General features: G+C 62.2%; 6 protein-coding genes. 1 reads left to right on the top strand and 5 read right to left on the bottom strand.

What is annotated here, in order from left to right; all coding sequences use genetic code 11:
- Position 1 precedes the first annotated feature (1 nt).
- The 4 genes from glf to M1E12_RS12220 form a co-directional block, all read right to left on the bottom strand.
- Complete coding sequence (glf, locus tag M1E12_RS12235; protein ID WP_479561986.1) at positions 2 to 1,159, bottom strand: UDP-galactopyranose mutase; 1,158 nt, start codon at positions 1,157 to 1,159, stop codon at positions 2 to 4.
- A gap of 115 nt (positions 1,160 to 1,274) precedes the next feature.
- The gene (locus tag M1E12_RS12230) at positions 1,275 to 2,528 is read right to left on the bottom strand and encodes a DUF6250 domain-containing protein (protein ID WP_479561985.1); all 1,254 of its coding nucleotides are present in this window, start codon (positions 2,526 to 2,528) and stop codon (positions 1,275 to 1,277) included.
- 42 nt (positions 2,529 to 2,570) lie between these two features.
- Positions 2,571 to 3,305: a hypothetical protein gene (locus M1E12_RS12225; RefSeq protein ID WP_479561984.1), complete on the bottom strand. Its 735-nt coding sequence runs from the start codon at positions 3,303 to 3,305 to the stop codon at positions 2,571 to 2,573.
- 134 nt (positions 3,306 to 3,439) lie between these two features.
- Positions 3,440 to 5,482, bottom strand: a complete 2,043-nt coding sequence (locus M1E12_RS12220; RefSeq protein WP_479561983.1) for an O-linked N-acetylglucosamine transferase, SPINDLY family protein — start codon at positions 5,480 to 5,482, stop codon at positions 3,440 to 3,442.
- 599 nt (positions 5,483 to 6,081) lie between these two features.
- On the opposite strand from M1E12_RS12220, the gene M1E12_RS12215 reads away from it, so the two are divergent.
- Positions 6,082 to 11,217, top strand: a complete 5,136-nt coding sequence (locus M1E12_RS12215) for a beta strand repeat-containing protein (protein ID WP_479561982.1) — start codon at positions 6,082 to 6,084, stop codon at positions 11,215 to 11,217.
- Between the two features lie 201 nt (positions 11,218 to 11,418).
- On the opposite strand, the gene M1E12_RS12210 is transcribed toward M1E12_RS12215, so the two are convergent.
- The gene (locus M1E12_RS12210) at positions 11,419 to 12,318 is read right to left on the bottom strand and encodes a bile acid:sodium symporter family protein (RefSeq protein WP_136538306.1); all 900 of its coding nucleotides are present in this window, start codon (positions 12,316 to 12,318) and stop codon (positions 11,419 to 11,421) included.
- Positions 12,319 to 12,329: the final 11 nt, after the last annotated feature.

Below are 12,329 nucleotides of genomic sequence, written 5' to 3'. Positions count from 1 at the left end.
ATCAGAGCGGGGCGTGGACGAAAGCCGGCATCTCTGCCTGCTCCTTCGACTTTGAAAGGAAGAGGCGGGCGGTGTCGAGGGCCTCGCGGATCGTTACGTCCATGTCGAGATAGCGATAGGTCGCCAGACGCCCGACAAAGGTGACGGATTTCTCCTGGTTGGCGCGGTCGACATAGTCGGCAAGCTGCGCCTTCTCCTCTACGAGACGGATCGGGTAGTAGGGAATGTCGTCTTCGCCGCAGGCGCGCGAGAATTCGCGGTAGCAGACCGAGCCCTCGTGGCTTTCCCAGGGCGAGAAATGCTTGTGTTCGGTGATGCGGGTATAGGGCACCGATGCATCGCCGTAGTTCATGACGGCACAGCCCTGGTAATCGCCTTGGTAGGTGAAGCGCTCGAAGTCCAGCGTGCGATAGCCGAGGCGGCCGAATTCATAGCCGAAGTAACCGTCGAGCGGACCGGAATAGAAGAGATGGGCATAATCATGCGGCGCGCGCGGATCGAAGCGATGGCCGAGCGTGACCTTGATCTTCGGATGGTCGAAGATCTTCTCGATCATGTCGGTATAGCCGTTTTCCGGCATGCCCTGGAATTTGTGGAAGAAGTAGTTGTCGTCATAGTTGAAGCGCACGGGCAGGCGCTTCAGGATCGAGGCGGGCAGTTCGGTCGGCGAGCAGCCCCACTGTTTTTCGGTATAGCCCTTGAAGAAGGCTTCGTAGAGGTCGCGACCGACGAAGCGCAGTGCCTGCTCCTCGAAGGTCTGAGGATCGGTGATGGTCTTGTCTGCCTGCTCCTCGATGAAGGCGCGCGCCTCGTCGGGGCGGAAGGTCTTGCCGAAGAACTGGTTGATCGTGTGCAGGTTAACCGGCAGCGAATAGACCTGACCCTGGCTCGTGGTCTTCACCCGGTTCTTGTAGGGCAGGAAGGTCTGGTAGCTGTTGACGTAGTTCCAGACCTCCGCGTCGTCGGTATGGAAGATGTGCGGACCATAGATGTGGACCATGACGCCGGTCTCGGCATCACGCTCGGTGTGGCAGTTGCCGCCGATATGCTCGCGCGCGTCGAAGACCTCGACCTCAAAGCCGGCTTCTGCGAGTTCCCGGGCAATGACTGCGCCGGAAAGACCCGCGCCGACAATTCCGATTTTCTGACCCTGTGCCATCAGTTGGATGTTCCTCGATTTCCGGAGGGCGGTCACGGTTCCAGCATTCTCGCCTGCCGCATCTCGCCTATTGCAGATCGTCCGGCGGGGACCCGCCGGTCAGTTCTTGAGCCCGTCAGACCGCCAGTTTCTCGCGCATCAGCGCATCATAGGCGGCAATCAGCCGGTTGACATCAACGCCCTGCTCCTGCGGTCCGAAGCTCAGATGGCTGACGGTGAAGTCGGAATAGATGCAGGTGGGGCGCCCGAGAAAGGCCGGGAGGTCGACCGTCAGCATCTTCTCGTCGTCGCCCTTGGCGAGCGCCATGTGCTGCAGATCGCGGCCGAGCCAGGCGATGAAGTTGATCGACTGGCGTTCCTGCCAATCGACCACCTTTGCAGGCAGCGGCAATTCCTTCTTCGGAGCGGCGAGGAAGAAGTCGTGCAGCTTGTTGGCCTTGTCCGGGTCGGTCCATAGGGTGCCGCCGAATCCGCCCGGCGGACGCTCGAAATGGCCAAGCGATATCGGCAGTGCGCCCGAGGCCTGCTGAAAGTAGGCGCAGACGCCGTTGTTCACGACATTGGCCGAGGTGACGAAGTAATGCGGGTTCTTGCGGCGATGATCGATGAAGCCGGCGAGCCGGTCGAGATCGACATAGACGATATCATCATCGCATTTCAGGAAGAGTGCGTCGGCGAAATCGGGAAGCCGTCTCGCGTAGTATTGATAGGCCTGAAAGTAAGGCATCTTCTCGCCCGGATTGCCGATATAGCGGCGGACCGGTGCGTTCACATGGCAAAGCTCGAGCGCAGAACCCCAGCCGCCCCGGATCATGACATCTGCGCCTTGAGGTGCCGATATCTCGGGCCAACGGCCAAGCACCACGCCGTTGACCATCAGTTCAGGTGTACCATCCGGATCGACGGACAGGATGACCTCGTTGTCACGGCCCGGCGAAAGGACGCTCGGAGTCAGCTTGGCCCAGGTGAGCTCCGCATCGCTTCTGTCGGGGTCATCAAGTCGCTCGCGCGGACCCTTGCGCACCACACATTGCAGATTGTTCCAGCCGCCGACCACGATCTCATAGAAGGCGTCCGGCTCATGCTTCGGCAGAAGCGCGATGTGCAGGTCATTGGTGATCCGGGCTTCCAGCCGCAGCGGCGCACGGGAGGTTGCCGTGCCGCAAGCCTGATAGCTCACCGCATCGCCCATGTAGCGCAGCGGGCCGAACTCGCGGGTCACCCACTCGTGGTCCGCCTGCGAACGGGTGAAATCCCAGATATGCCATTCGTCGATCAGGCCGTCGGCCATGGCCTTCCGGACATAGCTGTTGAGTATCTGCATGCGGTGTTCGCGGCCGGCGAATGTAACGAGTATGACGGGCGCCATGTATTCCTCTTGGAAGCGGCAACTGATGGACGGTCCTCGGGATCAAAGGCGTTTCAGTGCGCCGATGCCGAGGAAGTTTCCGGACACGGATGCGTATTGCTGGGTAAATTCCCAGGCATAGAAATCCGACTCGGCCTGTTTCACATAGCTCCAGAACACCGAAGTGCCGGGGCAGGCTTGGGACGCGATATCGTGATGGACGATGATGCTGGCCGTCTTGCGCACCAGCAAGTGGTCGAACATTACGCCCTGGAGTGTATGATCGCCATCGATGAAGACCATTTCAGGCTTCAGCATCGACATGTAATCGATCACCTCCTGGGAGGTGGAGAAGTTCTTGATGTAGTGGACGGGCGTCGAGGAGATCTCGATGTACTTCTTCACGAAGGGGGTGGGGTCGATCGGGTCGACCGCCAGCGAAAACTCAAGCGGTGCGCCGATCTTCTTCAGCCATTCGTTGACGAGGATGAAGGTGCCGCCCCAACGGCAGCCGATCTCGGAATAGGTGCGGATGTCGCGGGCGCTATGGGCGAGCCAGACGAGATAATGGGCGAGCTGTGACGGATATTGCCACAGGTGCAGGCCCTTGCCGAAGTAAGGGCCGAGCTCAGTCGGCTGCTGCTCGAGGCTCTCGTTGTTCAAGCCGAGGCTCGGGATGAATTCGTGCTCAAGATACTGGGTATCGTAGCACCGCGCGAGCGGAAGCGCGTGGATCTTCGCAATGGTGTTTTCGACTTCTCCGACCAGTGTCTCATAGTGCTGATATTTTTCCAGCATGGTGTTCCGGGCCTCTCGAAAGCGGTCTCTCGGACCGCGGACAAATGTGCATCAAGTAGAGAATTGCAGGCGGTGCCCGGACCCTGCTTCGGCCGGAAAGAAAGGGGCGCCAGCAAAGCGGCGCCCGCTTAGATTCAGGACCGTGACGGCCACAGGCGCGTGTCATGCGCAACGGGATGGAAATCGTGCCAGTTCTGGATCTGGTCGGTGTAGCGCTTGCGGTAGCTCGCTTCGTCTTCGAACTCGACCTCGGCCAGCATCACGTCCGTGCCGATCTCGTAATACATTTCCATATTGGAGAGATCCGGTACCGGCGTCTCGCCGCGTTCCCGCTCGCCCTGCATCTGCCAATACAGTTCTTCCAGACGGCGCACGAGGCGCGGGATGTCGCGCAGGGCGCAGGTGTCGCGCTGTGCCTGCAGTGAGTTGCGGATCTGAGCGAGACCTGCCTTGTCCCTGGCCAAGGCGACCGCCTTGCGCACATAGTCGTCCGGTGTGGCACAGATCAGTTCAGGCACGCCGGCCGATTTGACGATGCTGCTGCAGAACCGTGAGGCGAAGCTCTTGCCCGGAACCGTCAGAACCGGAAGGCCCATGGTCAGTGCGTCGGACGCGGTGGAGTGCGCGCCGTAGGGGAAGGTGTCGAGGAACAGGTCCGCAATCGCAATGCGGGCGAGGTGGTTCGGATTGGGGACCTTGGAGGCAAAGTAGATGCGGTTCGGGTCCACGCCGGCGGATGCTGCCAGATCGCGCAGACGCTGGTTGACCGCATCCGAGCCGCCGAGGAGCCAGAGGATGCTGCCGGGCGTGGCGGTAAGGATCGCCATCCAACGGGTGAAGACGGCGGCGGTGATCTTCTGCATGCCGTTGAAGCAGGCAAAGACAAAGGCATCCTCGGGAAGGCCATATTCGGCGCGGGCCGGACGCGGACCGATCACGCGTTTGCGGTCGACCGGCTGGTTGCACGGGATATAGAGGACCTTTTCCGTGTAGTAGAGTTCGTTGCCCGGCGGAATGATCTGCTCGTCAGCGATGATGTACTGGTGCACCGGGCTCGCCATGGTGCCCGGATAACCGCAGAAGTTCACGATGACCGGGGCAGGGCGGTAGGAGAAGATCTTGGTCCGGGCAAGCTTGGTATAGCCGTTGACGTCGATCAGGATGTCGATCTGGTCGGCCATGATCTGCTTTGCTGCATCGAGATCCGACATTGCGGTGATGTCGCGCCAGACGTCGATGACGGCTTTCATGCGCGTCTGTGTCGCGTCATTCGTTCGCGCTTCGCCGATGTAGTAGGCGTAGACCTCGACGGAGGTCTTGTCGTGCAGTTCCAGTACTTCGCTCAATGCGAAGCCGACGGCGTGGTCGCGCAGGTCAGACGACACGTAGCCGATGCGCAGACGCTGGCCGGTGCCGGTCTTCTTGCGCGGCTCGGGCTTGTTAAGATGTGCAGGGTCCGGCCGGCCGGCCAGCATCTTGTAGTAACGATAGGCCTTTGCCATCTGGTAGATCGGATCGTCGGCGTAGCAGGCCAGCGGCAGAGGCGAAATCGAATCGAGCATCTGCCGCTTGGTGACGAATTCGGAGCCCTGAACAACAGGCCATTTGCACTGATGCTGGCGCACCGAGATCCAGTGCTGGCCGGCTTCCGGCTTGTCGGGCCGAAGCTCGATTGCCTGCCACAGGGCGGTCTCCGCGTCCTCAAGAAGGTTCGCGCCTTCCATCACACGTCCGATGTGCTGCAGCGCCATCAGGCGATGCACCGATTTGTCCGGCGTGATCTCGTTGGTCGCGTCGACGAAGCTGCGCCACTGCTGGATTGCCTGGGCCCCAAGGCCGCAGTCTTCGTAAGTCCGTCCGAGATTGATGTGTGCCTGACCCATGAGGGGCGCCGCCTTCAGCGCCGCCTTCAGGGCGTTGATGGCGCCGGCCGTGTCGCCGAGTTGCTTGAGGATGACGGAGTAATTGAAGAAGGCGAGATGCAGCAGGGGGCTCTGGTCGTTGAAGGCCGTCCAGGTTTTGTAGAGTTCAGCCGCAAGTGCCAGCTGGCCGGCCGCGCCCCACTGCTCGGCAAGCTGCAGCACTTCGAGCAGCGAGAGCTTCTGGCGTCTTGCCTTCTCCGTTGCTGCTGAAAGCTGTGCGTTCTGCTCCGGGGCGAATGCTGTATGTATCACCATCGACATCACATCTGTTGTCGGCCTTGGCAGGCCAGGTTTCGTTCCCGCGCAGCGGCGTTTCTACAACAGCTAGATTGCTTAGCTTGCTTTGGGCTTGCGTAGTCGTGCCCCGTCTTATCTTAGGACTTGCCAAATCACCTGATGTTGGGGGATAGCATCCTAGGAAAGAGGCGCCCGAAGTCGTGTGGGGCCAAGAATAGACCCATGAGTTCCACTGCGGTCTGTTAATAGAAAATTAGACTGTGAGCCCTAATCATCTGGGCAAGACTCGTCTCATCGCATCCGTCTGTTTGCGAATCGATGTGACAAGGTTCGCCTCCCGGTCCCGGGAATGAACCTTAAAAGGTGTGGGAAGCAGAGATCACCTCTGCTGCATGATGCCCTCTCCACCGTCAGGCTCGGTCGAGCCATGTTCCACCAAAGACTTACGTCCGCAAGGACACCGTACAAGAGCGCGATTGACCTGCGCTTGCGTGCGGATAGCAGCCACTGAGGGCGCAGGATGCTCCCGAGGTCGCGCGGTGAGGCACCTGACGTGCTCCCCCGACCGGTGGCAAGGAATGCAACGGCCAACCGCAAACGTTGAAGGCGCGCGTCACATGACTTCGATTATCTCTTCTCTGAGCATTTCCCAGATCAGGTCGCTTTCCACCGCGACGATCGCCAACTTCACCAGCGACGACGTGGCGGCCCTGAGCACGGCTCAGGTGGCGGCCCTTTCTTCCTCTCAGATCGGTGCTCTGCAGACTGACGATTTCGACAGCCTCAGCACCAGCCAGCTCGGCGCGCTCTCGAGCGTCGCGGTTCGTGGCCTGACGATCGACCAGCTCGCCGTCATCGACAGCGCCAAGATGGTCGGCCTCAGCAGCCGCACCCTCGGCGCCCTCTCTTCCGCGCAGGTGAACGCGCTGAGCTCGGAGCAGTTTGACGCGCTTTCGACCGCTCAGCTCACCGCCCTCGGCAGCCTGGCACTGGCCGGCCTCGAAGCCGCAGACATCGAAACGCTCACCTCTGCCGAACTCTCCGTTCTGAGCACACGCGCTCTGGCTGGCCTTTCGAGCGCCAGCTTCGCTGCTCTCGACAGCGACCAGATCTCCGGCCTGACCACTGCGCAGATTGCTTCGCTCTCGACCACGGTCATCGCCAACCTGACGACCGCCCAGATCGATGGCCTGACCCCGACGCAGGTCTCGGCCCTGACCTCGCGTCAGATGACGGCCCTGTCTTCTGCCAACCTTGCCTCCTTCACCACCGACCAGATCGCTACTCTGAGCAGCCGCGCCGTCGCGGTTCTGTCCTCTACTCAGGTTGCCGCCCTGTCCACGGATCAGGTTGATGTCCTGAGCACCGGTCAGCTCGCCGCTCTCAGCTCGGCGGCTGTCAAGGGCCTCGGCTCTGATGATATCGATACGCTTTCCTCCGACGGCGTCGCCGCTCTTTCTTCCAGATCGCTGGCTGCTCTGTCCACGGAGGCCTTTGCTTCTCTCGACTCCGCCCAGATGGTCGGCCTGACGGCCGCCAAGATCGGCGCTCTCACCACCGCGCAGATCGCGACCCTGAGCTCTGCACAGGCTGATGGCCTCACCACTGCCCAGCTCGTCGGACTGACCAGCGCCCAGATGCGCGCTTTGAGCACGGATACGCTCGCATCGCTCTCGACCGAACAGGTTGCAAGCCTGAGCACCCGCGTTATCTCGGTTCTGACCTCTGAAAAGGTCGCAGCCCTTGGCAGCGATCAGGTTGCCGCTCTGACCACCACGCAGCTCGCTTCTCTCAGCTCGGCTGCCGTGAAGGGTCTCGCAACCGAAGATGTCGCAACCTTCGACTCCGCCGACCTTGCTTCGCTCAATTCCCGCAGCCTGGCTGCCCTGTCGACCGACAACGTTGCTGCGCTGACGTCCGCCCAGCTGACGGCACTGTCCGGCATCCAGATCGGCGCGCTGACGACCGCCCAGGTCGCCGTTCTCGACAGTGACCAGATCGACGGTCTGAGCACCTCTCAGGTCGCTGCATTGACCTCGTCGCAGGTCATCGCACTCGGCACCGACAATGTCGCCTCGCTCTCGACCGAGCAGGTTGCTGCCCTCAGCAGCCGCGCCGTCGCCGCCCTGACGACCGCTCAGCTCGAAGCGATGAGCACCGACCAGATCCAGGCCCTTTCGTCGGCTCAGATCGCGGCTCTCACATCTTCCGACCTTGCGGCCCTGTCGTCTGCCGATCTCGGCACCTTCAGCACCGAAGAATTCGCTTCGCTGAGCTCTGCTGCCATCCGCGGCATCACCTCGGCCGTCATCGGCAACCTGTCGACCGACCTGATCGCCTCCATCAACACACGCGCCGTGGCTGCTCTCGACAGCACCCAGATCGCCGCGATGACATCCACGCAGATCGCCGCCTTGTCGACCGGTCAGCTCGCTGCCATCAATTCGGCCGCCGCTCGTGCCCTTGAGACCGAAGATCTCGCAACCTTCGACTCCGCCGATCTTGCCGCCCTGCAGTCGCGCTCGCTTGCAGCTCTCTCCAGCGACAAGTTCGCAACGCTCACCTCCGGCCAGCTCGTCGGCCTGACGTCCTCGCAGATCGCGGCTCTCTCGACGGCCATCATCGGCTCGCTCGACAGCGATCAGCTGGATGGCTTCACCAGCGACCAGATCGGTGCGCTGTCTTCCCAGCAGGTCGCGGCTCTGTCGACGGATGCTGTTGCTTCGCTCAGCACCGATCAGCTGGCTGCAATCAGCACTCGCGCTACCGCTTCGCTGAAGTCCGATCAGCTGAATGTGCTCGACTCGGCTCAGTTCGCAGCTCTCTCGACCGGCCAGCTTGCAACGCTGACGTCCTCTGCCATCCGCGGCCTGAACTCGGATGCCATCGGCACGCTGAGCTCCGCAGAGATCGCGGTCCTCAGCAGCCGCGCCATCGGGGCTCTATCGACCGACAACATCGCCTTGCTCGACTCGGCTCAGATCTCGGGCCTGACCTCGGCACAGCTTGGTGCCCTGACGACCGCCCAGGTTGGCGTTCTCGACAGCGACCAGCTCGATGGCCTGTCGACGGATCTGGTGGCGCTGCTCTCCAGCTCGCAGGTACGCGCTCTGAGCACCGATGCGCTGGCATCGTTCACCACCGATCAGGTGGTGGCCCTCAGCAGCCGCGCCATTGCCGCTCTGGGCTCTGACGCGATCGCTGCACTCTCCTCCGATCAGGTTGGCGTTCTCTCCACCGGACAGCTGGCAGCTCTCTCGAGTGCAGCCGTTGCCGGTCTGGCGACCGAAGACCTCGATGGCTTCGCCTCGGCTGATCTGGCTGCCTTGAACTCCCGTGCCCTCGCCGCGCTATCGACCGCCAACATCGCCTCGCTCGACTCCGCTCAGCTGTCGGGTCTGACGACCAGCCAGATGGCGGCTCTCACCACGGCGCAAGTCGCGACCCTGGTCAGTGACCAGATTGACGGCCTCACGTCGGCTCTGGTGGCCATGCTCTCCAGCTCTCAGGTTCGTGCTCTGACCACGGATGCACTGGCCTCGCTGTCGTCCGATCAGGTCGCTGCGATCAACACCCGGGCCGTTGCTGCCCTCGGTTCTGATGCGGTGGCGGCACTCTCCTCCGATCAGGTGGCTGTCCTGACGACGGGCCAGCTCGCTGCCCTCTCCAGCGCAGCAGTCGCGGGTCTCTCCTCGGCAGACCTTGATGGCCTGGACTCCGCTGACCTTGCGGTCATGAACTCGCGAGCCATCGCGGCGCTCTCAACCGATAACATCGCCTCGCTCGACAGCCTCCAGCTGTCCGGCCTGACGACGGCCCAGGTTGCTTCGCTGACGACCGCTCAGCTCGGTGTCCTCACCTCGGCTCAGATCGATGGTCTGACGGCGACCCAGACTGGTGTCCTGACCTCTCAGCAGATCGTCGCCCTGTCGACGGACAACATCGCATCCCTGTCCACCGAGCAGGTCGCGTCGCTCAATTCTCGCGCCGTGGGTGCCCTGACCGCGGACCAGCTGGCGGCGATGAGCACGGCTCAGGTTGAGGCTCTGACCTCCAGCCAGATCTCTTCGCTCAGCTCCGCCGACCTGGCTGCCCTGTCTTCTGACGACATCGCGACCTTCTCGACGGACGAAATCGCCGTGATCTCGTCTGCAGCGATCAGCGGTCTCTCGGCTGACGCCGTTGCCGGTCTCGATACCGACCAGGTTGCCGCCATCAGCAGCCGCGCCGTTGGTTCTCTGACCTCGGCTCAGATCAGTGCCCTGGATACCGCACAGTTTGCGGCTCTCTCCACGGCCCAGCTCTCGCAGCTGAGCTCGGCAGCGGTCGCAGGCCTCGGTACTGACGATCTCGCCACCATCGACTCCGCAGAGCTTGGGGTTCTTCAGACGCGGGCAATCGCTGCGCTGAGCACCGACAACTTCGCAGCCCTCGGCTCGGCCCAGCTCGCTGGTCTGACGACGGCTCAGGTTGCCGCCCTGACAACTGCGCAGGTCGCAACGCTCGACAGCGCCACGATTGCCGGACTGAACTCCGGCCAGCTGGCGGCTCTGAAGTCGACCCAGATCGCCGCACTGTCCACCGAAAGCCTTGCAGCGCTGACCTCGGATCAGCTGCCCGGCATCGCAACGGCCGGTATCGCGAGCCTGACCTCCGACAAGATCGCCGCGATGACCTCCAGCCAGTTCGACTATCTGTCGACGGCTCAGCTGGCAGCCATCAGCTCTGCAGGTATTGCGGGTCTGGCCACTGAGGATGTCGCAACCTTCGCACCGACGGATGTCGCAGCCCTCAACTCACGGGCTCTGGCAGCCATGTCGACCGAGAACTTCGCGGCTCTCACCTCGACACAGCTCGCAGGTCTCACCACCGCTCAGGTGGCTGCTGTAACGACCGCTCAGATCGGTGTGCTGACCACGGATGACATCGACGGGCTCGATACGGCTCAGGTCGGTGCTCTGACCAGCGCCCAGGTTGCTGCGATGTCGACTGCGAACCTCGCTTCGTTCTCGACCGAGCAGATCGCGGCTCTCGGAACGCGGGTCTTTGCAAGCCTGACGTCTGATCAGGTCACCGCACTGACCTCCGCCCAGATCGGCGTTCTGTCGACCGGCCAGCTCGCTGCCTTGAGCACGGGTGCCATCGCCGGCCTGCAGACCGAAGACATGGCGACCTTCGACTCGAGTGAACTGGCACTGCTGAGCACCCGGACGATTGCAGCCCTGTCGACCGAGAACCTCGGGGCCCTGACATCCGCGCAGCTAACAGGACTGACGGGAGCCCAGGTGGCGGCCCTGACGTCGGCTCAGGTCGGAAGCCTGACTTCTGCACAGATCGACGGGTTCTCGACGGCCCAGATCGGTGCCCTGACGTCGGCGCAGGTCCAGAACCTCTCGACCGATGGTCTGGTGTCCTTCTCGACCGAACAGGTTGCGGCCCTCGGCTCGCGGGCTGTCGGATCCCTGACGACCGATCAGCTGGTCGCAATGACCAGCGATCAGATCGAGGCTCTGACTTCGGCCCAGGTTGCAGCACTGAACTCGGCCGCCATCAGCGCGCTGTCGAGCGAAGATCTGGATACCTTCTCCACTGATGACATCGCCGCCATCACCACGGCAGCGATCGCCGGTCTGTCGACCTCCGACATCAGCGAGCTGGAAACCGACCAGTTGCAGGCAATCACAACCGCCCAGATCCAGGCCATGAACTCGGATCAGGTCACGGCCATCATCGCCGCCTACCAGGCGATCTGATTGCCCTGAGTATACCGAGTTCGACGATCGAACTCCTGAAACAACAAACCCCGCCTGAAAGGGCGGGGTTTTTCTTTGTCTGCGCCGAGAGTACTCATACGTCGAGGCGTTTGTTGCGGTGGCTAATGGGTATCGCCGTGGCACGGTGAAGTCGCGACGAGCTTCTGTTCTGCCGGCAGCATCAGCCTCTGTCCGTTCGCCTCAAGCCCTGACCTTCGCCATGTCCCGGGCTAGAGCCTCTTCAGTGGCTGTCCTTCGATACCAGAGCGTGATGACCGATGAGGTGATCACGATGAACAGGCTGTAGAGGATCGGAATGAACAAGACCTCCTGCTGTTGCGTGCCGGTGAAGGAGAGGGTCACGATCAGGGCTGCCAGCGGTCCGTTCTGAATGCCGGTTTCCAGGCTGATGGTGCGCGAGCGGTTGGCGTCCTGGCGCAGGGCGCGGGCCAGCCAGTAGCCCAGCAACATGCCGGTCAGGCCGATCCCGATCGCCGCGACATAGACGGGGAAGGGGGTGTCGAGCAGCATCTGGTAATTGCGCGGCACCCAGGAGCCGATCAAGAAGAGGATGACGACCACGCCGAGCAAGGATCCGATCATCTCGATCGTGGCGCCGGCATTGGCGTTCATCTTGCGCAGGAACATGCCGAGCACGGTCGGGACCAGAAGGACCACGAGCACCTGCGCGACATTGCCGGCCGGGATCACGTAGTCGCCGCCGAGACCGGCGAGCCCGCTGTAGAAGCTGAGCAGGAATGGGACCGTGACGACGGCCACCAGCGTCGAGACCGTCGTCATCATGATCGACAGCGCCAGCACGCCCTTGGAGAAATAGGCGAAGATGTTGCTGGTGGTACCGCCCGGCATGCACGCAATTAGGATGAGACCGGCCGCCATGCCGGCGGGCAGGCCCAGCGCGAGAGCGAGGGCATAGCCGAGAAACGGCATGATGAGATACTGGCTGAAGAGGCCGACCAGAATGCCCTTGGGCTTGCGGAAGGCGATGAAGAAGTCGCGCCAGGTCATGGACGCGCCCATGCCCAACATGATCACCATCATCATGATGCCGAGCAGGGTGGTTTCAAGTTCTGTCAACATGGTCTTTGCCC

This window comes from Rhizobium sp. K33, from assembly GCF_056501445.1.
Note: the sequence above shows the minus strand (reverse complement) of the source record. Positions and strands in the feature narration are given on the sequence as shown.

What these genes read in the sequence shown, in the direction of transcription:
- M1E12_RS12210 (WP_136538306.1), bottom strand. Translation starts at nt 12,318, where the DNA reads ATGTTGACAGAACTTGAAACCACCCTGCTCGGCATCATGATGATGGTG.
- M1E12_RS12220 (WP_479561983.1), bottom strand. Translation starts at nt 5,482, where the DNA reads ATGGTGATACATACAGCATTCGCCCCGGAGCAGAACGCACAGCTTTCA.
- M1E12_RS12215 (WP_479561982.1), top strand. Translation starts at nt 6,082, where the DNA reads ATGACTTCGATTATCTCTTCTCTGAGCATTTCCCAGATCAGGTCGCTT.
- M1E12_RS12225 (WP_479561984.1), bottom strand. Translation starts at nt 3,305, where the DNA reads ATGCTGGAAAAATATCAGCACTATGAGACACTGGTCGGAGAAGTCGAA.
- glf (WP_479561986.1), bottom strand. Translation starts at nt 1,159, where the DNA reads ATGGCACAGGGTCAGAAAATCGGAATTGTCGGCGCGGGTCTTTCCGGC.
- M1E12_RS12230 (WP_479561985.1), bottom strand. Translation starts at nt 2,528, where the DNA reads ATGGCGCCCGTCATACTCGTTACATTCGCCGGCCGCGAACACCGCATG.